Here is a 20,211-nt window from a genome sequence, read left to right on the forward strand (position 1 = left end):
ATCTGGTACGGCATCCGGGGCCCGACCCCGCCCGTGATGAGGGCGGAGGCGAACAGTGAGGTGCAGCCCAGGGTGAAGCCGAAGCCCGGACCGTAGACCCGGCCGGCGAGGACCAGGATGAAGATCACCGTCTCGATCCCGGCCGTGCCCGCGCCCAGCGGGCGGATCGCGGCGTTCACCGCGGACAGCACGCCCGGCATGGCGAGGGCCTTGGAGTTGATGCCGCCTTCGGCGATCTCGGAGATCACCACGCACAGCACGATGACGAGGAGGACCCCGCAGATCAGCGGCGGGGCGAGGATCTTCGCGGTCTGGGGTGCGAAGACGGGGGAGGCGACGATGACCTCGGTGGTGGGGCCGTCGGCGACGACGTCGCCCTCGGCCATGACCACGACGCGGTCGGCGGCGCGGGCGACGAACTCGACGTCGTGGGTGGAGATCACCACGGCCCGGCCCTCGGCGGCGAGGTCGTCGATGATGCGGATCAGTTCGCTCTTGGCGCGGTAGTCGAGCCCGCGGGTTGGCTCGTCCAGGAGCAGCGCCCCGGGTGCCGCGGTCAGCTGGATCGCGAGGACGAGGGCGAGTTTCTGGCCCTCGGACAGGTCGCGGGGGTGGGCGGCGTCGGGGATGCCGGGCGCGAGCCGGTCCAGGACGGTGCGGGCCCGGATCCCGTCGGGGGCGACCCCGGACTCGGTGTCGGCCTGGTCCAGTTCCTGCTTCACGCTCTCCAGGTAGAGGAGGTCGGTGGGGGTCTGTGCGACCAGCCCGACCAGCTGTCGGGCCTCGGCGGCGGACACCTTCCGCGGATCCTGGGGTGGCCGGGCGCCGCCGGGGGTCACGACGGCCACGGAGCCGGCCTTGCGCGGCCCGGAGCCCTGGAGGGCCCACAGCAAGGAGGACTTGCCTGATCCGTTGCGGCCCATGAGCGCGGTGATCTGGCCCCCGCGCAGGTCCAGGTCGACCTCGCGGATGGCCGGGACGCCCTGGTAGGCCACCGTCACCCCGCGGGCCGTCAGCAGCGTGCCGCCGTCGACGGCGGGCGCCGGGCGTACCGGCGGGGGAGTGGTTCCGGCGAGCCGGGTGCGCAGGGGTGCGGCGGCGCGGCGGGCGTCGCGGACGGAGAGCGGGAGCGGGTCCCAGCGGGCGGCGCGGCCGAGCTCGACGATGGGCGGGGCGATCGACGACGTACGGAAGATCCCGGCGGGCGGTCCGTAGACGACGCGGCCGTCGCCTGGGAGGTGGATGACGCGGTCGGCGTACTGGACGACGCGCTCCAGGCGGTGTTCGGCGAGGAGGACGGTGACTCCGAGGTCGTGGACGAGGCGGGTGACGGCGGCCAGGACCTCTTCGGCGGCGGTCGGGTCCAGCGCGGAGGTCGGTTCGTCCAGGACGAGGATGCGGGGGTGGGCGGTGAGGACGGAGCCGATGGCGACGCGCTGCTGCTGGCCGCCGGAGAGTTCGTGGAGGGCGCGGTGGCGGAGGTCGGCGAGGCCCAGGAGGTCGAGGGTCTCCTCGACGTGCTTGCGCATGGTGGCGGGCGGGACGGCCAGCTGTTCCATGGTGTAGGCGAGTTCCTCTTCGACGGTGTCGGTGACGAAGCCGTCGAGGGGGTCCTGGGGGCCCCGGCCCGGGCCGCCACCTCCCGAAGGTGGGCCGAAGGGTGCCTGACATCATCGCTCCCACGGAAACAGGAGGGTGACATGGGATTTGGCCTGTATGTCGCGATACCCATCGGCGTGATGGCGCTGCTGCTCGCGGCCTCTGGTGTGGCGACGCTCAGCCGTGGCTGGCTGCTGCCCTGGCAGCGCCGGTACATCGTCCGCCCCCGTCTGCTCGGCTGGGCTCAGCTGCTCGTCGCGGCCGCGCTGGGTGTGCAGCTGACCGGCCTCCTGGTGGTCGATCCCGTCTACCGCCCCGTCGTCACCATGCCGGGTTGTGCGGCACTCCTCTTCGGCTTGGTGCTGACCACGCGTGCCCAGCGCCCGCCGCGCGGCCGCGCCATGGGCCGCCCCACGCACGACGGAGTGCGGGAGCGCACCGGGGAAGGAGGACGCGGAGCGGTGTGACGAGCGGGCAGGAGCCCGTCGACGGTGCCGCACGGCCGACGGCCCACCCAGGGTCCGGGCACGCCGCCGAGCCCCGCTGGTACGTCGTCGCCGGCACCGGAGCGGCTCCACCCCCATGTGCCCCTACGACGCCCACGCCGTCGAAACGGGCCTGTGCGCCGCGGCCGAGCACAGCACGGCTCCACGTCATGCGCTCCGCGTCGTCCTCCCGGAGCGGCCGCCCGATGTGGTGGCCGATACGGCCACGAGGTCAGGGCCGCCCCGCGGCCACATCGGCGGCTACGGGCAGGGACAGGACCATGGTCAGGCCTCCGCCGGGGGTGTCCTCGGCTGTGAGCGTGCCGTCCATGGCCTCGGTGAGCCCCCGGGCCAGGGCCAGGCCGAGGCCGAGGCCGGAGGTGTTGTCGCGGTCACCGAGGCGCTGGAAGGGCTCGAAGGCACGTTCGCGGTCGTCGGCGGCGATTCCGGGGCCCCGGTCGGCGATCCTGACTTCGGCTCGGCCGGCCAGGGCGCTCGCCGTGACCAGCACGGGGCGGTCGGCGGGGGCGTGGCGGACCGCGTTGCCGATCAGGTTCGCCAGTACTCGTTCGAGCAGGGGCGGATCCGCCCGCAGTGCCGGCGCCGTCTCCAGGTTCTGCGCGTCGACGGCGGGCCCGGCCGCGGACGGCAGTTCCAGCGACTCCAGGGCGGCCGGCAGGACTTCCTCCAGGGTGGTGGTCCGCAGCGCCAGGGTGAGGGCGCCGGCCTGCAGGCGGCTGAGGTCGAGCAGGTTCTCAACCAGCCGGTTCAGCCGGTTCAGGGACGTCTCGGCGGATTCGAGCAGCTCCGCCCGGTCCTCCTCGGAGAAGTCCACGTCCGGGGTGCGCAGTGAGCTGATCGCGGCCAGCGCCCCTGCCAACGGGGTCCGCAGGTCGTGGCTGACGGCGCGCATCAGGGCGGTGCGCAGGCGGTCGGCGGCCCTGATGGGTTCGACTTCGGCGGCGGCCTCCGCCAGACGGGCCCGCTCGACCGCGGCGCCGACGTGCGCGGCGAACGCGGCCAGCACACGGCGCTCGGAGGAGGGCGGCGTACGCCCGCGCAGCACGAGGAAGGCCCCGGATCCGGCGGCGACCACCAGGGCGGGGTCGGCCTCCGTCCGAGTGCGGCGTCCGCCGTTCGTTCCCGATCCCGGGTCCGGTGCCTCCGAACCAGATCGACGGTGTCCATGCCGAAGGTCTCCCGGGCGCGTTCCAGCAGTGCCGGTATCGCCTGGTCGCCGCGGACGATGCTGCCGGCCAGCGAGGACATCGTCTCGGCCTCGGCCGTGGCCCGACGGCGCGGCGGGAGAGGCGCAGTGACCGGTCCGCCGCGGCGGCCACGGTGGCGGCGACGACGGCGAAGACCACCAGCGCCAGCACGCTGTCCGGGTCGCTCATGGTAACCGGCCACCACATCCGCGCCACGCCCCGCCCTGCGGTGCGCCTCGTCGGGCATCCGGTACGTCTTGCCGACGCCGGGGGCCGCGCCCAGGAAGACCTTGAGCCGTCCGGGCCTGAGGACCGGCTGCCGCGCCGCCGCTTCCGGCCAGGCGTCGTTCGTGGTCGCCATGCTCAGAACTTCTCGGGGAAGAGGTGGGCCAGGACCAGGTACCCGACCAAGCAGACCGCAATGACGATGCCGACGATGTTCTCCGTGCTCACCCGCACCCGACTCCTTCGCGTGTCCTCGACCTCACCATCGAACAGCAGTGGAGCCGGGAACGAATCGCCCCTGATGCACCCCTGACGGCTCTCGAGCGGGGCCTTGACGGTGTGTTGACGGCCCCGCCGGACACCGTGCATGGTCAGGGGGACGGTGGGCCGTCTGCGGCGAGACGTGCCTCATGCAGGAACCGGGGTCGTCCGGACCGTGTATGCCGGGGCCGGCCGGTGGCGTGGTGGACGTATGCGCGGGTCAGCCGGAAACCGGCCGTCCAGGCCGGCAGCCGGCCGGGCGACGAAGTAGGTGCGGGCGACGGAGAGGATCCGGCCCTTGGCGAGAGCGGCCCGGGCATGCCCGGAAGCCGCGAGCCCGGCCGGTCCGCCCCTGCTCTCCAGGTGGTGCTCGGTTTCTCGGACCGGGGGTCGCGTGCGCGCTTGGACCTGTCCGTGTGTCCCTTCAGGCGGGGTGGCCGACGAGGAGGTCGGCGAGCTTGGTGAGGCGCTTGACGGTGCGGTCCTCGGTGGCGGCGGGTGCCGGGGCGACGCGCTCGGAGCGGTCGTAGTAGGCGCCGTTGACGATCTCGGTGGCCGGGTCGCAGAGCCGCACGACGTGCTCGGCGCCCTCGGCGGCGGGGGCGCCCTCGTGGCCGTACAGCGGGAGGAGACCGGTCTCGCAGACGCCGGGATCGACGGAGACGGCGGTGACGCGCGGGTCGGCGGCGAAGACGGTCAGCGCGAGCTGCGACTGGGCGTACGCGGCGAGGCGGGAGTAGCGCCGCACCCGCTGGGGGTCGTTCCACTGGATGGCGCCGGAGCGGTGGAGCGCGGAGGAGACGTTGACGACGCGCCCGCCGGGATTACCGGTGAGGGCGGGCTCCAGGAGGTTGGTGAGGAGGTAGTGGGCCAGGAAGTTGACCTGGAAGGAGATCTCGTTGCCGTCTGCGGTGAGGGTGTGGCGTTCCGGTGCCGCGATGGCCGCGTTGTTGACGAGTACGTCGAGGCGCGGGTGGTCGCGTACGACGGCGTGGGCCAGGCTCTCGACCTCCTCCAGGCGGACGAAGTCGGCGGCTAGCGGCCGGAGACGGGCACCGTCCGCACCGGCGGTGGCGATGAGCCGGTCCGCGGCGGCCTGGGCCTCCTCCGGCGTGCGGCCGTGGAGGAGGACGCCGGCGCCGCGCTCGGCGAGCCGGCGGGCGGTCTCGTAGCCGATGCCGGAGGTGGCGCCGGTGACGAGGACGGTACGGCCGGACAGGGATGAAGACATGTCGGATTCCTGGAGGAAGGCATGGCTGATGTGCCCGGCGCCCCGGCGCCCCGGCGAGAGGCTGGTGCGTGGGCTCGGTCCATGCGGTGAAGGTGAGGATGCGTACGCGGCCTCGGTCAGCGCCCTTCAGGGGGCTGATGGCAGGTACGGGGAGGACGCGCGGCCGACGTCAGAGGGCCGGGCGGACAGCGGGCGCCGTCGGCTGCACCTGATCCGGTGGCCGATCGTCGTAGCGCGGACCGCTGTTCATGCCGCAATCCCAGCGCATCGGAGGAGCCGGAGGCAAGCGCCCGAAGACTTCTTGACGGGCTCCTGATGACCGTTCGTCAGCACCGCATCAAAGATCGACTTCCGCGCGGAAGGAACACGTCAAGGAGCGCTGCCAGGGCCGTCCGCTCGGCACAGACTGGTGTGGCGACGGAGCCGGACGACGGACCGGCGGCACGCGGATGGTGGGCGGTGACCTGAACACCGCCGATGAAGCGCACGGTCCCACCGTGGGGGTACGGGCCGGTGCGACCGCGTGTCGGTCACCCGTCGCACAACACGCGAGCCGTCCGGCTCTCCGGTGTGGGGATACCGGGGCCGGACGGCTCACGTGTGCGGGTCATCGGCCCGTACTCGGGCATTTGTGCCGGCGACTTCGCGGGTTGCCTCGATCGTCAGGTGACCGCAGACGTCGGGAGCTCCGGTGATACCGGATGGCTGCCCTCCGCTATGGGGAGGGTGAGGACCATGGTGAGGCCGCCGCCCGGGGTGTCCTCGGCCGCGAGGGTGCCGCCGATGGCCTCGGTGAAGCCGCGGGCGACGGCGAGGCCCAGGCCGACGCCGGCGCCGCGGGGGGCGTCTCCGTGGCGCTGGAAGGGTTCGAAGATGCGGTCCTTGGCCTCGTCCGGGACGCCAGGACCCCGGTCGACCACCCGGAGCTCGACGCGGCTCCCCAGGGCGCTCGCCGATACGTTGACGGACTCGCCGTGGGGGCTGTACTTGACGGCGTTCTCGACGATGTTGGCGACGGCCCGTTCCAGCAGGCCGCGGTCGACGGCGACCATCGGCAGCGTCTCGGGGATGTCCAGGTCCACGCTGTCCTCCGGTACGCCCCCCAGCGCCATGGGTACGACCTCGTCGAGGTCGGTCTCGCGGATGAGCGGGACGACGGTGCCGGTGTTGAGGCGGGACATGTCGAGGAGGTTGCCGATCAGGGCGGCGAGGCGGTCCGCGCCGTCCTCGATGCCTTCGAGCAGTTCGGCCTTGTCGTCCTCGGACCATTCGACGTCGTCGGAGCGCAGGGAGGTGACGGACGCCTTGATGCCGGCGAGCGGGGTCCGCAGGTCGTGGCTGACGGCGGCGAGCAGGGCCGTACGGATGCGGTTGGCCTCGGCGAGTTCACGTGACTTCTCCGCCTCGTCGACCAGGCGCTGGCGGTCGAGTACGACGGCTGCCTGAGCGGCGAAGGCGCCGAGGACACGGCGGTCCTCTGCGGGCAGGACCCGGCCGGTCAGGGCGAGCGCCATGTTGTCGCCGATGGGCAGGTCCACGTCCGCGTCCTCGGGGCGGACGACCGTGCCGGTGCCGACGGACGCCGCCGTCGTCCAGGGGTCGACCTCGCTGCTGCGCTCCAGGAGGGCCACCGACTGCATGGCGAAGGTCTCGCGCAGCCGCTCCAGGAGGGCGCCGAGGGAGTCCTCGCCGCGCAGGACGCTGCCCGCGAGGAACGAGAGGATCTCGGACTCGGCGCGCAGGCGGGCGGCCTGGTGGGTGCGCCGGGCGGCCAGGTCCACCACGGAGGCCACCGACACCGCGACGCCGACGAAGATCGCGATGGCCACGATGTTCTTCGGGTCGGAGATCGTGAACTCGTGGAGCGGCGGGGTGAAGTAGTAGTTCAGCAGCAGGGACCCGAACGCCGCCGAGGCCAGCGCGGGGAGCAGGCCGCCGAGCAGCGCCGCCGCCACGGTGAACGTGAGGAAGAGCAGCATGTCGTTCGCGAGCCCGAGCTCGGGGACGAGTTGGCTCAGCAGCACGGCGAGCAGGGCCGGGCCTGCGATGCCGGTGAGCCAGCCCCAGATGATGCGGGAGCGGCCCAGCCGTGCGCCGCGGGCGACGGGCAGGCCGCGGCCCTTGGCGGCCTCGTCGTGGGTGACGATGTGGACGTCGAGGTCCGGTCCCGACTCGCGGGCGACGGTGGCGCTGACGCCGGGGCTGAAGGCGTACTGCCAGGAGCGGCGGCGGCTGACGCCGAGCACGATCTGGGTGGCGTTGCAGCCGCGGGCGAATTCCAGCAGGGCGTCGGAGACGTCGTCGCCTATGACGTGGTGGAAGGTGCCGCCGAGGTCCTCCACCAGGGTGCGCTGGAGGGCGAGTTCCTTGGGCGAGGCGGAGGTGAGGCCGTCGCTGGCGGCGATGTACACGGCGAGGACCTCGCCTCCGGCGCCCTTCTCGGCGAGGCGTGCGGCACGGCGGATGAGGGTACGGCCTTCGGGACCGCCGGTGAGGCCGACGACGATGCGTTCGCGGGCCTGCCAGGTGGAGCGGATGTTGTGCTCGCCCCGGTACTCCTGGAGGTACTCGTCGACCCGGTCGGCCACCCACAGCAGCGCGAGCTCGCGCAGCGCGGTCAGGTTGCCCGGGCGGAAGTAGTTCGACAGGGCCGCGTCGACCTTGTCGGGCTTGTAGACGTTGCCGTGGGCCATGCGCCGCCGCAGGGCCTGCGGGGACATGTCGACGAGCTCGATCTGGTCGGCGCGGCGCGCGACCTCGTCGGGGACCGTCTCGCGCTGCCGGACTCCGGTGATCGTCTCGACCACGTCGCCCAGCGACTCCAGGTGCTGGATGTTCACGGTCGAAACGACGTCGATGCCGGCCTGGAGGAGCTCCTCGACGTCCTGCCACCGCTTGGCATTGCGGGAGCCGGGGACGTTGGTGTGGGCGAGTTCGTCCACCAGCGCGACGGCGGGCCGCCGGGCGAGGATCGCGTCCACGTCCATCTCGGTGAAGGTGGAGCCGCGGTATTCCAGCTCGCGCCGTTCGATGAGTTCGAGGCCGTGCAGCATGACCTCGGTCCGCGGACGGCTGTGGTGCTCGACGAAGCCGACGACGCAGTCGGTGCCCCGCTCGACCCGGCGGTGTGCCTCGGAGAGCATCGCGTACGTCTTGCCGACGCCCGGTGCCGCACCGAGGTAGATGCGGAGCTTGCCGCGTCCCATGTTCAGACTCTTCTTCTCTGTTGACGGTCGGTCGGGTGATCAGGGTTCGAAGCGGTAGCCCATGCCCGGTTCGGTGATCAGGTACCGGGGGTGCGCGGGGTCCGGTTCCAGTTTGCGCCGGAGCTGGGCCATGTAGACGCGCAGGTAGTTGGTGTTCTCCCCGTAGCTGGGGCCCCAGACCTCCAGCAGCAGTCGGCTCTGGGTGATCAGCCGGCCCGGGTGGGTGATGAGGATTTCCAGCAGGTGCCACTCGGTGGGGGTCAGCCGTACCGTGCGGTCGCCCCGGTGCACCTTCTTCGCGACCAGGTCGACGGTGAACTCGTCGGTCGTGACCACGGAAACCTCATTGGCCTGCGGGGCACCGTGCGGCTCCCGTCTGCGGGCGGCCGCGCGGAGCCGGGCCAGGAGCTCGTCCATGCTGAACGGTTTCGTCACGTAGTCGTCGGCGCCCGCGTCCAGGGCACGGATCTTGTCTTCCGAGGTGTGGCGTGCGGACAGCACGAGGATGGGTACGCGGCTCCAGCCCCGTACCCCCTTGATGACGTCGATGCCGTCCATGTCGGGCAGCCCGAGGTCGAGGACGATGACGTCGGGTTTGCGGGCTGCTGCGAGCCGCAGGGCGGAGCTGCCGTCGGGAGCCTCCTCGACGTCGAATTTGCGCGCCTGGAGGTTGATCTTGAGTGCGCGGACGAGCTGGGGATCGTCCTCCACCACCAGCACCCGGGTCATTGGTGTGCAGCCTTTCCTTCGATGCGGGCACGTAAGGAGCCGGCAAGACGCGAGCATTCCGCGCCCTGCCGGCTCCCGGCTCGTGAGAGGCGAACCATCAGTTGTCGGTCAGTGCCTTGAGGGCGGTGTTGAGTTCGAGGACGTTGACGCGGGGTTCGCCCATGAAGCCGAGGGTGCGGCCCTGGGTGTGATCGGCGACGAGTTCCTTGACCTGCTTGACGTCGAGGCCGTTCCGCTCGGCGACCCGGTGGATCTGGAGTTCGGCGTAGGAAATGAATCGGCCAGATGGCCGATGACGAGATAACCGTGTCTTCATCCCGGCGTTAAGACGCCTTGACGGGGTCCATACGGGCGCGCGGGAACTCTTAACGTCACCCTTACGGGAGGCGCCGGAAAAGGCCCGGTCAGGCCCGGTCAGGTCTGGTGGAACGGGCCGGCCGTATCCAGGGCGGAGCCGGCCTGCGCGGCCGGCGCGACGGCCACCGGACGGGCCCGCTCCGGCGGCCCGCGTACCGATGGCGGCGAACGCCACCGGCTGACCGCCCTCAAGGGGCCGGCCGCGCTCTCCCCGGATGCGATGGCGCCCGTCGCTTACGGGCGGGAGTCGAGCGTGCTGGTCCTGGCCGCGGCCGGTGTTGACGCTGCTCTCACGGCGGTTTGACGCGTTCCGTGCGCCGCCGTCAAGGAGGTGCCAATTCCCGCGCCCGCTGGGAGGCTCCTGGTGGAACGGGCAGTAGTTTCCTGCCTGTTGCGCCGCCGGGGACCTCGAAATCACTCACATGACGGCCGAGGGGGTCCATGGAGACAGTCCCCGGCGGCGGCACCCTTCTTCCGCATCCTGGCCACGAGCTGCCAGGGCTGCCACCTCGAACCCATCCAGAAGGTCGCTTCATGCCTCCCGCCGCTGCGCAGCACATTCCTCCGGGTCTCGGGACACCTCCGCGGAACCCGACCAATCGACCGTCCCGAAAACGGTCCGGCCAGGTGAACGTGGTGGACCCCGAGCTCCTCGCCGCCTCCGCACGGGAGGCCTTCGGCAAGCTTCACCCCCGCGAACTGGTCAAGAAGCCGGTGCTGTTCGTCGTCGCCGTCGGATCCGTTCTGACCACGCTCTCGGCGCTCATCCACCCCTCCGTCTTCACCTGGGTGATCAGCGTCTGGCTCTGGCTGACGGTCCTGTTCGCCAACCTCGCCGAGGCCGTCGCCGAGGGGCGGGGCCGCGCCCAGGCCGAATCACTGCGCAAGGCACGTACGGACACGGTCGCGGTGCGGCTGAACCACTGGACGTACGGGGCGAACCTGAACCGGGCCGAGACCGAGGTGGTCACGCCGGCCGAGCTCCAGCCCTTCGACTTCGTCCTCGTCGAGGCCGGCGAGCTGATCCCGGCCGACGGCGACGTCGTCGACGGGGCCGCGATGGTCGACGAGTCGGCCGTCACCGGCGAATCGGCGCCCGTGCTGCGGGAATCGGGCGGCGACCGTTGCGGCGTGACCGGTGGTACGACCGTGCTGTCCGACGCGATCGTCGTGCGGGTCACCTCACGTCCGGGGCACAGCTTCATCGACCGGATGATCGCCCTGGTCGAGGGCGCCACCCGCCAGAAGACCCCGAACGAGATCGCACTGAACATCCTGCTGGCCGCCCTGACCGTCATCTTCGTCCTCGTGGTCGTCGCGATCCAGCCCATGGCCGCCTACGCGCACGCCCCACAGTCCACGACCGTCCTGGTCGCCCTCCTCGTCACCCTCATCCCCACCACGATCGGTGCCCTCCTGTCGGCCATCGGTATCGCGGGCATGGACCGGCTCGTCCAGCGCAACGTCATCGCCATGAGCGGACGTGCCGTCGAGGCCGCCGGAGACGTGAACACCCTGCTGCTCGACAAGACCGGCACCATCACCCTCGGCAACCGCGAGGCCGTGGCCTTCATCCCCCTGCCCGGCGTCGGCCACGCGAAGCTGGCGGACGCCGCCCAGCTGTCCTCGCTCGCCGACGAGACTCCCGAAGGCCGCTCCGTCGTGGCTCTCGCCCGGCAGTACGGGCTGCAGCCGGCCGCCGCGGAGGACCTCAGCAATCCGCGGTTCACCGAGTTCAGCGCCCGGACCCGGATGAGCGGCGTCAACCTGAGCTGGGACAACGGCGCCGGCTGCGCCATCCGCAAGGGCGCGGCCGTTCAGGTCTGCGACTGGGTGACGATGCGGGGCGGCACCGTACCACCGGAGGCGCCGGCCTGGTCGGCCACCGTGTCGGAGTCCGGGGGCACGCCCCTGCTCGTGGCGGTCCACGACTGGGACGGGCCGCGGGTGCTCGGGATCATCCACCTCAAGGACGTGGTCAAGGAAGGGATCCGGGAGCGCTTCGAGGAGCTGCGCCGGATGGGGATCCGTACGGTCATGGTGACCGGCGACAACGAGCTGACGGCCCGCGCCATCGCCGCCGAGGCCGGCGTCGACGAGTACCTGGCGGAAGCCACACCCGAGGACAAGCTCGCCCTCATCAAGCGGGAGCAGGCCGGCGGCAAGCTCGTCGCGATGACCGGCGACGGAACCAACGACGCCCCCGCCCTGGCCCAGGCCGACGTGGGCGTCGCCATGAACACCGGGACCTCCGCCGCCAAGGAAGCCGGGAACATGGTCGACCTGGACTCCAACCCCACCAAACTCATCGACATCGTGGAGATCGGCAAACAGCTCCTCATCACCCGCGGCGCCCTGACCACCTTCTCCATCACCAACGACGTCGCCAAGTACTTCGCGATCATCCCCGCCATGTTCACGGCTGCCTACCCGGGCCTCGAAGCCCTCAACATCATGGGCCTGAGCAGCCCCCGGTCCGCGATCACCTCGGCGATCATCTTCAACGCGCTGATCATCGTCGCCCTCATCCCGCTCGCCCTGCGCGGCGTCCGCTACAAGCCCGCCTCCGCTCATGACCTGCTGCGCCGCAACCTCGGCGTCTACGGCTTGGGCGGGCTCGTCCTGCCGTTCCTCGGGATCAAGTTCATCGACCTGCTGGTCTCCCACATCCCCGGCATGGGATGAGCGTCCGGGACGCCTCCTCCTTCCCTGCTAATCCGTCTTGCTAAGTACTGGTAGTCAGCGTTACGGTATACCAGTAGTCAACGACGCTTAATAGCTCGGGGAGGAGGCGTTCCATGGCCAAACTGCTGACCGAGATGCTCAAGGGCACGTTGGAGGGCATCATCCTCGCGTCACTGGCCGGCAGGCCCGCCTACGGGTACGAGATCACGGCGCGCCTGAGGGAGCAGGGCTTCTCCGGCATCGCCGAGGGGACCGTCTACGCGCTGCTCATCAGGATGGAGAAGCGTGGTCTCGTCGACGTGGAGAAGGTCGCCTCGGAGAAGGGGCCGCCCCGCAAGGTGCACTCCCTCAACGCCCAGGGGCGGGAATATCTCGAAGAGTTCTGGGGGACGTGGAGCTTCCTCGCGGAACGACTGGAACAGCTCCGTGAAGGGGAGGGCGGGTAGTCATGTCCGAGGTCGAGAAGAGCGGGATCATCGCGAAGGTGATCGGGCCCAAGAAGCGGTGGAGGGCGTACAAGGCGCGCGTCAAGGAGCTGCCCGGGGGGTACCGCGCGGCCGTCGAGGCGATCGAGCGGCACCTGATGCACTTCGTGCCGGTCGACGCCGACAGCAACGCATCGATGTTCGAGGACCTCGCGGACCTGTTCGAGCGGGCCGCCGTGGACGGCACGCCGGTCCGCGAGATCGTCGGGGAGGACCCGGTGGAGTTCGTCGAGACCTTCGCCCAGAACTACTCGGACGGTGGGTACGTCCCCGCCCGTGCGCGCAAGCGGCTCACCGACGACATCGAGCACGCCGCCGCCGAAGAGGACGGGACGGTCTGACGGCGAAACGGCGAAACGGCGAAACGGCGAAACGGCGACGAGATCGAACAGACTGAACAGGGGGATTCACAGTGGAACACGGCAACAAAGGCTTCTCCGAAGCAGGACTGCGCAGGCTGAGCGAGGTGCTGCTACGGCACGTGGAGTCCGGGAGGATCCCCGGGCTCGTCGCCCTGGTGAGCCGGGGCGAGGAGACACACGTCGAAGCGATCGGGACGATGCGCCATGAAGGCGGTTTACCGATGCGCCGGGACACCATTTTCCGGATGGCCTCGACGACCAAGCCGGTCGCGTCCGCCGCGGCGATGGCCCTGCTGGACGAGTGCCGCATACGCCTGGACGACCCGGTGGACCGGTGGCTGCCCGAGCTCGCCGACCGGCAGGTCCTGAGGCGGGCCGACGGCCCGCTGGAGGACACCGTGCCGGCGCGGCGTCCGATCACCGTGCGGGACCTGCTCACCTCCACGCTCGGGCTGGGGCTGGACCTGACGGCGCCGACCTCGCCGATCATGGGCGCGCTCTTCGAGCGGGGGGTGTACGGCCAGGAGGACGGATGGCTGCTGCCGGCGCCGGAGCCGGACGAGTGGATGCGCCGCCTGGGCACGCTCCCGCTGATGCACCAGCCCGGGGAGCGGTGGCTGTACAACGTCGGCGACGACGTGCTCGGAGTGCTGGTGGCCAGGGTCACCGGCCAGTCGTTCGAGGCGTTCCTGCGCGAGCGCGTCTTCGAGCCACTGGGGATGAAGGACACGGGGTTCCACGTGCCCGCCGACAAGATCGACCGGCTGCCGCCCCTGTACGCCCCCGATCCGCAGACCGGAGAGTTCACCGTGGCGGACGAGGCCGAAGGGGGACACCACAGCCGGCCCCCGGCGTTCCAGTCGGGCGGGGGAGGGCTCGATTCCACCATCGACGACTACCACGCCTACTTCCGGATGCTGCTCAACCACGGGACGCACGGCGACCGGCGGATCCTGTCCCGGCCCGCCGTCGAGCTCATGACCACCAACCGCCTCCCCGCCGAGCAGCTGGCCGACCGGGAAGACCGAGCCCGCAAGCTCGTCCACCTGTCACACGGCCAGGGGCAGCACGGCGGCTGGGGCTTCGGGATGGCGGTGCGCACGTACCGCGGCGACTACGCGCCCATCGGCCAGTTCGGCTGGGACGGCGGAACCGGCACCACCACGTACGCCGACCCGGACAACGGGCTCGTCGGCATCCTCCTCACCCAGACCGGGATGTCCACTCCGGATTCGGCGCGGCTCATCAGCGACTTCTGGACCACCCTCTACCAGGCGATCGACGACTGACCAGTCGTCCTGGCCGAGGTCGGCCCGGTCTCGCGCCGGACGACCTCGACCAGGCTCCGCGCTGTCGGCGCCGTAACACTGTGGTGTCGGTGCGGGCGGCTCACCCGGACGTCGCCCGGGTTCACCCGGGCGGCGCACGCCCCGTCCTCGTGCTGTTGCGTGGTGCGCGTGGCGTGTCGAAGCTCGGCGCATGGCCTGGATCGCCCGTGTCGGGGCGGCCCGGCGTTCTCGGAGCGACGGGAGAGGGCCATGGCGGCTCCGAACGCGTCGGGCGACGGCAGTGGACCGCCGCGGCCCGCCGGCTCGGATCAGCGCAGTTTCGGGCTGAGGGTCGCCACCGCGTTGATTCTTCAGCGCGTGCTCGTACTGGATCAGCGCGTGGGCAGGCAACGCGGCGATCGCGGTCGGCTGGGTGCTGTACGCCGAGGTGTTCCTGAACAAGGGGCACAACCGGTTCTTCTCGGTCCTGTTGGTGCTGGCCGGGCTGTGGCTGTCCGCGTGGGTGAACCTCGTCGGGGTGCGGCAGATGGGCCTGGTGCAGGTGGTGACCACGGTGCTGAAGTTCGCGGCGCTGGCGTTCATGGCGACCGTCGGACTGTTCTTCGTGGACGGGGCGAACCACAGCCCGGCGAACATCAGCGGCGAGGGCACCGTCGCCGCCATCGGCGGCGGCATGGCGATCGGCCTGTTCAGCTATTTCGGGGTGGAGACCGTCGCGGTGGCCGCGGGCAAGGTGCGCGATCCGGATCGCAACATCCCGCGCTCCACCGTGATCGGGACGCTGGCGACGGCCGTGGTGTACATGCTCTCGCTGGTCGCGGTGTTCGGGATTCTGCCGGCCGCGCGGCTGAAGGACTCCACCGCGCCGTTCTCGGACGCCGCGAACGTGATCTTCGGTGGGACCTGGGCCGGGAACGTCATGGCCGTCGCCGTGATCATCTCCGGGCTCGGCGCGCTGAACGGCTGGACGATGATCTGCGCGGAGATGCCGCTCGCCGCGACGCACGACGGGCTGCTGCCCGCACGGTTCAAGCAGCTGTCCGCCAAGGGCGTGCCGGCGTTCGGGGTGGTCGCCGCGACCGTGCTGGCGTCCGTCGCGGTGATCGTCAACTACTCCGGGTCCGGCGGCACCTCGGTGTTCACCACTGGCTGTGCCTGCGCATGCGCAAGCCGAGCCGGCGCACCCCGGCGGCGGAGCCGGACGCCCTGGCGCGGGCGCTCGGCGAGGACGGGGGCATCGTCTGTGAGGACCCGGCGTCCGCCCTCAAGTCGGCCCTGTGGAAGATCAACCTCTCCAACGGTGCCACCGGCCCCGGCCAGCGGCCCGTCATCGCCGACCGCGGCGCCGTCCAGGCGGAGGCGCTCCTGCTGAAGGTCTCCTGCCCCGACACGCTGCAGCGCGTCCAGGAGCAGCTCGACGACCTGAAGACCGACCGCACGGTGAGGCGCGGCGACGACGGCTGAGCCGGCCGGAGCCCGGCCGGGCGTCGACCCGGGCGGGATCCGCGGCACGGCCCTCGCGGGGATCCTCTTCCTCCCCGACTGCGCGTCGGCGCGATGACCCGCACCGGACCGTGTTCGAAAGGATCGTCACCCGGGGCTGGACTAGGCTCACAGCATGGTGCGGAGCGGTGCGGGCGACGTCGACGGGTATCTGGCCGAGGTGCCGGACGGGCGCAGGGACGCCCTGACCAGGCTGAGGCGGTTGTGCCGGGCCGAGCTCAAGGGGTTCGACGAGGTCATGGCGTACGGCATGCCCGCCTACGAGCGGGAGGGCGCCGCCGAGATCGCCTTCGCCAGTCAGAAGCAGTACGTCTCCTTCTACCTCATGCGGAGCGATGTCCGGGAGGCGTTCGAGGAGCGGCTGGCCGGGCAGGACATGGGCAAGGGCTGTCTGCGGTTCCGCAAGCCGGGGGACATCGATTTCGACTTGGTACGAGACCTGCTGAGGGCTGTCGCGGCTGCCCCGGGCAAGACCTGCTGACGGCAGGGGCGCGCTCCGGCGTCTCGGTGTGTCCCTCCAGACGGTGTGGCCGGCTCGCGGAGCCGCACGACGTGCCGCGCGCCCTCGGCGGCGGCGGGGGCCTTCGCCCGGACCGTCCTGTCGCTGTTCAGGGTTCGAAGCGGTAGCCCATGCCCGGTTCCGTGATCAGGTACCGGGGGTGAGAGGGGTCCGCTTCGAGCTTCCGCCGGAGCTGGGCCATGTAGACACGCAGGTAGTTTGTGTTGTCGCTGTAGGTCGGGCCCCAGACTTCGAGCAGCAGCCGGCTCTGGGAGACCAGGTGACCGGGGTGGGTGACGAGGATCTCCAGCAGGTGCCACTCCGTCGGGGTGAGCCGCACGGTGAGGTCGCCGCGCTTGGCCTTCTTGGCGAGCAGGTCGATGGTGAACCCGTCGGTCGTCACCAGCGTGATGTCGCCGGTCCGCTGCTCCGGATCCGCCTGCCGCCGGGTGGCCGCGCGGAGCCGGGCCAGGAGCTCGTCCATGCTGAACGGTTTCGTCACGTAGTCGTCGGCGCCCGCGTCCAGGGCCCGGATCTTGTCTTCCGAGGTGTGGCGTGCGGACAGCACGAGGATGGGTACGCGGCTCCAGCCCCGTACCCCCTTGATGACGTCGATGCCGTCCATGTCGGGCAGCCCGAGGTCGAGGACGATGACGTCGGGTTTGCGGGCTGCTGCGAGCCGCAGGGCGGAGCTGCCGTCGGGAGCCTCCTCGACGTCGAATTTGCGCGCCTGGAGGTTGATCTTGAGTGCGCGGACGAGCTGGGGATCGTCCTCCACCACCAGCACCCGGGTCATTGGTGTGCAGCCTTTCCTTCGATGCGGGCACGTAAGGAGCCGGCAAGACGCGAGCATTCCGCGCCCTGCCGGCTCCCGGCTCGTGAGAGGCGAACCATCAGTTGTCGGTCAGTGCCTTGAGGGCGGTGTTGAGTTCGAGGACGTTGACGCGGGGTTCGCCCATGAAGCCGAGGGTGCGGCCCTGGGTGTGATCGGCGACGAGTTCCTTGACCTGCTTGACGTCGAGGCCGTTCCGCTCGGCGACCCGGTGGATCTGGAGTTCGGCGTAGGCGGGGGAGATGTTCGGGTCGAGGCCGGAGCCGGAGGAGGTGACGGCGTCGGCCGGTACGTCCTGGGGCCTGACCTTGTAGGTCGCCGTCGAATTGTCGGTGACCACGGCCTCCTTGGCGTCCGTGACCAGCTTGACGAGGTCCGGGTTGTCGCCGGCCTTGTTGGTGGCGCCGGAGAGGATCAGGGAGTACTGGGTGTTGACGCTGTTGGTGCCGAGTCCGTTGGAGGGGCGGGGCTGGAACCACTTGAGGTCCGGCTTGGCGGCCTCTTCGGCGTCGTCGGGGTTCTGCTTGGGCAGGTTGTAGGTCTGCCCGATGAGGGAGGATCCGACGACGTTGCCGCTCTTGTCCTTGATCTCGGAGCCGTTGGCCTTGTCGTTGAAGAGGGCCTGGGCGATCCCGGTGACGGCGAGGGGGTAGAGCACGCCGCACACGATCGTCAGGACGAGCAGGGCCCTGAGGCCCGCACCGATCAGACGTGCTGTGTTGCCTACGGAGTTGTTCATGGCGGGTATCAGCCGATTCCGGGGATGAGGGTGATCAGGAGGTCGATGAGCTTGATGCCGATGAACGGGGCGATCAGACCGCCCACGCCGTACAGCCCGAGGTTGCGGCGGAGCATCTTGTCGGCGCTGGTCGGCCTGTACCGGACGCCCTTGAGGGCGAGCGGGACGAGGGCGATGATGATCAGCGCGTTGAAGATGACGGCGGACAGGATCGCCGACTGGGGCGAGTGCAGGCCCATGATGTTGAGCTTGTCGAGGCCCGGGTAGACCACGGCGAACATCGCGGGGATGATCGCGAAGTATTTCGCGACGTCGTTGGCGATGGAGAAGGTGGTGAGGGCGCCGCGGGTGATGAGGAGTTGCTTGCCGATCTCGACGATCTCGATGAGCTTGGTGGGGTTGGAGTCCAGGTCCACCATGTTCCCGGCCTCCTTGGCGGCCGAGGTGCCGGTGTTCATGGCGACGCCCACGTCGGCCTGGGCGAGGGCGGGGGCGTCGTTGGTTCCGTCGCCGGTCATGGCGACGAGTTTGCCGCCGGCCTGCTCCCGCTTGATGAGGGCCATCTTGTCCTCGGGGGTGGCTTCGGCGAGGAAGTCGTCGACGCCGGCTTCCTCGGCGATGGCCTTGGCGGTGAGCGGGTTGTCACCGGTGATCATGACGGTCTTGATGCCCATGCGGCGCAGCTCGTCGAACCGCTCGCGCATGCCCTCCTTGACCACGTCCTTGAGGTGGATGACACCCAGCACCCGGGCGCCGTTCTCGTCCTCGACGGCGACGAGCAGCGGGGTGCCGCCCGCCTGCGAGATCGTGTCGGTGAGCGCCTGGGCGTCGTCCGCGACGGATCCTCCGCGCTCGTTCACCCAGGAGATGACCGAACCGGTCGCACCCTTGCGGGCCTTGCGGCCGTCGACGTCCACGCCTGACATGCGGGTCTGGGCGGTGAACGCGATCCACTCGGCGTGGGCGAGTTCGCCTTGGTGCCGTTCGCGCAGTCCGTACTTCTCCTTCGCCAGGACGACGATGGAGCGGCCTTCGGGCGTCTCGTCGGCCAGCGACGACAGTTGCGCCGCGTCGGCGAGTTCGGCCTCTGTGGTGCCCTTGACCGGGACGAACTCGGCGGCCTGGCGGTTGCCGAGGGTGATGGTGCCGGTCTTGTCGAGCAGCAGTGTCGACACGTCGCCGGCGGCTTCGACGGCGCGGCCGGACATGGCCAGGACGTTGCGCTGGACGAGGCGGTCCATGCCGGCGATGCCGATCGCGGAGAGGAGGGCGCCGATGGTGGTGGGGATCAGGCAGACCAGCAGGGCGGTGAGCACGATCATGGACTGTTCGGCGCCGGCGTAGATCGCGAAGGGCTGGAGGGTGACGACGGCGAGGAGGAACACGATGGTGAGGGACGCGAGCAGGATGTTGAGCGCGATCTCGTTGGGTGTCTTCTGCCGGGCGGCGCCCTCGACGAGCGCGATCATGCGGTCGATGAAGGTTTCGCCGGGCTTGGTGGTGATTTTGATGACGATGCGGTCGGAGAGGACCTTGGTGCCGCCGGTGACCGCGCTGCGGTCGCCGCCGGACTCCCGGATGACGGGTGCGGATTCGCCGGTGATGGCGGATTCGTCGACGGAGGCGACGCCCTGGACGACGTCTCCGTCGCCGGGGATGATGTCGCCGGCTTCGCAGACGACGAGGTCGCCGATCTTGAGGTCGGTACCCGGTACGGACTCCTCGCTCTTGCCGTCCTGGGTCAGGCGACGGGCGACGGAGTCGGTCTTGGCCTTGCGGAGGGTGTCGGCCTGGGCTTTGCCGCGGCCCTCGGCGACGGCCTCGGCGAGGTTGGCGAAGATGGTGGTCAGCCACAGCCAGGCGGTGATCGCCCAGCCGAACCAGTCCGTCGGGTCCTTGACGGCCAGCACGGTGGTGACGACCGAGCCGACCAGGACCACGAACATGACCGGGGACTTGATCATGATCCGGGGGTCGAGCTTGCGGACGGCGTCCGGGAAGGACTTCAGCAGCTGCTTGGGGTCGAACAGCCCTCCGCCGACGCGGCCGCCTTCCGGCTTCTGGCCGGTGGGTACGTCCTGGTGCGGAGCGCGGGTCGGAGTCACGGTCGACATGACGTCCTCTTGTTTCCTGGTGTCGGAGGTCATGACGCCAGCCCTTCGGCGAGCGGACCCAGCGCGAGCGCCGGGAAGTAGGTCAGACCGGTGATGATGAGGATCGTGCCGACGAGCAGGCCGGCGTAGAGCGGCTTGTCCGTGCGGAGGGTGCCCGCGGTCTCGGGGACGGGCTTCTGCTCGGCGAGCGAGCCGGCCAGAGCGAGGACGAACACCATGGGCAGGAACCGGCCGAGCAGCATGGCGAGGCCGATGGTGGTGTTGAACCACTGCGTGTCGGCGTTCAGTCCCGCGAACGCGGAGCCGTTGTTGTTGGCTCCGGAGGTGTAGGCGTAGAGGACCTCGGAGAAGCCGTGCGCGCCGGAGTTCAGCATGGAGTGGGGCGGGGTGGGCAGGGCCATG

Annotated in this window: 14 protein-coding genes and 5 pseudogenes; 7 read left to right on the forward strand and 12 right to left on the reverse strand. The window is 70.5% G+C overall.

The genetic code is table 11. The annotated features are described in order from the left end of the window. Positions 1-290: 290 nt before the first annotated feature. Positions 291-1,616 (reverse strand): annotated as a pseudogene (locus ACEPPI_RS17455) (ATP-binding cassette domain-containing protein); the annotation flags it as partial. Between the two features lie 84 nt (positions 1,617-1,700). On the opposite strand from ACEPPI_RS17455, the gene ACEPPI_RS17460 reads away from it, so the two are divergent. Beyond that, positions 1,701-2,066, forward strand: coding sequence for a hypothetical protein (locus ACEPPI_RS17460; RefSeq protein WP_373916143.1), 366 nt, complete (start codon positions 1,701-1,703; stop codon positions 2,064-2,066). Positions 2,067-2,316: 250 nt separating this feature from the next. Here the strand turns inward: ACEPPI_RS17460 and ACEPPI_RS17465 are convergent. From ACEPPI_RS17465 to ACEPPI_RS17495, 7 genes and pseudogenes are all read right to left on the reverse strand, one after another. After that, a pseudogene (locus ACEPPI_RS17465) lies at positions 2,317-3,484 on the reverse strand (sensor histidine kinase); the annotation flags it as partial. Positions 3,485-3,521: 37 nt separating this feature from the next. Beyond that, positions 3,522-3,653 (reverse strand): annotated as a pseudogene (locus ACEPPI_RS17470) (hypothetical protein); the annotation flags it as partial. A 2-nt stretch (positions 3,654-3,655) separates the two neighbouring features. Further along, complete coding sequence (kdpF, locus tag ACEPPI_RS17475; protein WP_373916144.1) at positions 3,656-3,745, reverse strand: K(+)-transporting ATPase subunit F; 90 nt, start codon at positions 3,743-3,745, stop codon at positions 3,656-3,658. 457 nt (positions 3,746-4,202) lie between these two features. Further along, positions 4,203-5,009: an SDR family NAD(P)-dependent oxidoreductase gene (locus ACEPPI_RS17480; RefSeq protein ID WP_373916145.1), complete on the reverse strand. Its 807-nt coding sequence runs from the start codon at positions 5,007-5,009 to the stop codon at positions 4,203-4,205. Between the two features lie 662 nt (positions 5,010-5,671). Then, positions 5,672-8,215 (reverse strand): ATP-binding protein, encoded by a 2,544-nt coding sequence (locus ACEPPI_RS17485; protein WP_373916146.1) that lies wholly within the window; start codon positions 8,213-8,215, stop codon positions 5,672-5,674. 39 nt (positions 8,216-8,254) lie between these two features. Continuing rightward, positions 8,255-8,944 (reverse strand): response regulator, encoded by a 690-nt coding sequence (locus tag ACEPPI_RS17490; protein ID WP_373916147.1) that lies wholly within the window; start codon positions 8,942-8,944, stop codon positions 8,255-8,257. Positions 8,945-9,041: 97 nt separating this feature from the next. Further along, positions 9,042-9,215: pseudogene (locus tag ACEPPI_RS17495) on the reverse strand (potassium-transporting ATPase subunit C); the annotation flags it as partial. Positions 9,216-9,835: 620 nt separating this feature from the next. On the opposite strand from ACEPPI_RS17495, the gene kdpB (ACEPPI_RS17500) reads away from it, so the two are divergent. The 6 genes and pseudogenes from kdpB (ACEPPI_RS17500) (at position 9,836) to ACEPPI_RS17525 (ending at position 16,106) form a co-directional block, all read left to right on the forward strand. Beyond that, the gene (kdpB, locus tag ACEPPI_RS17500; protein ID WP_373916148.1) at positions 9,836-11,986 is read left to right on the forward strand and encodes a potassium-transporting ATPase subunit KdpB; all 2,151 of its coding nucleotides are present in this window, start codon (positions 9,836-9,838) and stop codon (positions 11,984-11,986) included. A gap of 113 nt (positions 11,987-12,099) precedes the next feature. Next, a complete protein-coding gene (locus ACEPPI_RS17505) occupies positions 12,100-12,432 on the forward strand; it encodes a PadR family transcriptional regulator (protein ID WP_373916149.1) in 333 nt (110 codons plus the stop codon). Between the two features lie 2 nt (positions 12,433-12,434). Further along, positions 12,435-12,812 (forward strand): DUF1048 domain-containing protein, encoded by a 378-nt coding sequence (locus ACEPPI_RS17510; RefSeq protein ID WP_373916150.1) that lies wholly within the window; start codon positions 12,435-12,437, stop codon positions 12,810-12,812. A gap of 71 nt (positions 12,813-12,883) precedes the next feature. Beyond that, positions 12,884-14,122 carry a serine hydrolase domain-containing protein gene (locus ACEPPI_RS17515; protein ID WP_373916151.1) on the forward strand — a complete coding sequence of 413 codons (1,239 nt, stop codon included), beginning with the start codon at positions 12,884-12,886 and terminating at the stop codon, positions 14,120-14,122. A 358-nt stretch (positions 14,123-14,480) separates the two neighbouring features. Continuing rightward, a pseudogene (locus tag ACEPPI_RS17520) lies at positions 14,481-15,494 on the forward strand (amino acid permease); the annotation flags it as partial. Positions 15,495-15,740: 246 nt separating this feature from the next. After that, positions 15,741-16,106 carry an iron chaperone gene (locus ACEPPI_RS17525; protein ID WP_373916152.1) on the forward strand — a complete coding sequence of 122 codons (366 nt, stop codon included), beginning with the start codon at positions 15,741-15,743 and terminating at the stop codon, positions 16,104-16,106. Between the two features lie 127 nt (positions 16,107-16,233). Here the strand turns inward: ACEPPI_RS17525 and ACEPPI_RS17530 are convergent, their stop codons facing one another. From ACEPPI_RS17530 to ACEPPI_RS17545, 4 genes are all read right to left on the reverse strand, one after another. Then, positions 16,234-16,920 carry a response regulator gene (locus ACEPPI_RS17530; protein ID WP_373916153.1) on the reverse strand — a complete coding sequence of 229 codons (687 nt, stop codon included), beginning with the start codon at positions 16,918-16,920 and terminating at the stop codon, positions 16,234-16,236. Between the two features lie 97 nt (positions 16,921-17,017). Further along, positions 17,018-17,695, reverse strand: a complete 678-nt coding sequence (locus ACEPPI_RS17535; RefSeq protein WP_373916154.1) for a potassium-transporting ATPase subunit C — start codon at positions 17,693-17,695, stop codon at positions 17,018-17,020. 8 nt (positions 17,696-17,703) lie between these two features. Then, positions 17,704-19,842: a potassium-transporting ATPase subunit KdpB gene (kdpB, locus tag ACEPPI_RS17540; RefSeq protein WP_373916155.1), complete on the reverse strand. Its 2,139-nt coding sequence runs from the start codon at positions 19,840-19,842 to the stop codon at positions 17,704-17,706. After that, positions 19,839-20,211: potassium-transporting ATPase subunit KdpA (locus ACEPPI_RS17545; RefSeq protein WP_373916156.1), on the reverse strand; the 373-nt coding region annotated here is incomplete at its 5' end. The genes ACEPPI_RS17545 and kdpB (ACEPPI_RS17540), both read right to left, overlap by 4 nt.

This window comes from Streptomyces sp. AB3(2024) (genome assembly GCF_041862025.1).
Taxonomy (GTDB): domain Bacteria; phylum Actinomycetota; class Actinomycetes; order Streptomycetales; family Streptomycetaceae; genus Streptomyces.

Excerpts from the sequence above, each read along its gene's own strand:
- ACEPPI_RS17460 (WP_373916143.1), top strand. The coding sequence starts at position 1,701 with ATGGGATTTGGCCTGTATGTCGCGATACCCATCGGCGTGATGGCGCTG.
- ACEPPI_RS17480 (WP_373916145.1), bottom strand. The coding sequence starts at position 5,009 with ATGTCTTCATCCCTGTCCGGCCGTACCGTCCTCGTCACCGGCGCCACC.
- ACEPPI_RS17485 (WP_373916146.1), bottom strand. The coding sequence starts at position 8,215 with ATGGGACGCGGCAAGCTCCGCATCTACCTCGGTGCGGCACCGGGCGTC.
- ACEPPI_RS17490 (WP_373916147.1), bottom strand. The coding sequence starts at position 8,944 with ATGACCCGGGTGCTGGTGGTGGAGGACGATCCCCAGCTCGTCCGCGCA.
- kdpB (WP_373916148.1), top strand. The coding sequence starts at position 9,836 with ATGCCTCCCGCCGCTGCGCAGCACATTCCTCCGGGTCTCGGGACACCT.
- ACEPPI_RS17505 (WP_373916149.1), top strand. The coding sequence starts at position 12,100 with ATGGCCAAACTGCTGACCGAGATGCTCAAGGGCACGTTGGAGGGCATC.
- ACEPPI_RS17510 (WP_373916150.1), top strand. The coding sequence starts at position 12,435 with ATGTCCGAGGTCGAGAAGAGCGGGATCATCGCGAAGGTGATCGGGCCC.
- ACEPPI_RS17525 (WP_373916152.1), top strand. The coding sequence starts at position 15,741 with ATGGTGCGGAGCGGTGCGGGCGACGTCGACGGGTATCTGGCCGAGGTG.
- ACEPPI_RS17530 (WP_373916153.1), bottom strand. The coding sequence starts at position 16,920 with ATGACCCGGGTGCTGGTGGTGGAGGACGATCCCCAGCTCGTCCGCGCA.
- ACEPPI_RS17535 (WP_373916154.1), bottom strand. The coding sequence starts at position 17,695 with ATGAACAACTCCGTAGGCAACACAGCACGTCTGATCGGTGCGGGCCTC.
- kdpB (WP_373916155.1), bottom strand. The coding sequence starts at position 19,842 with ATGACCTCCGACACCAGGAAACAAGAGGACGTCATGTCGACCGTGACT.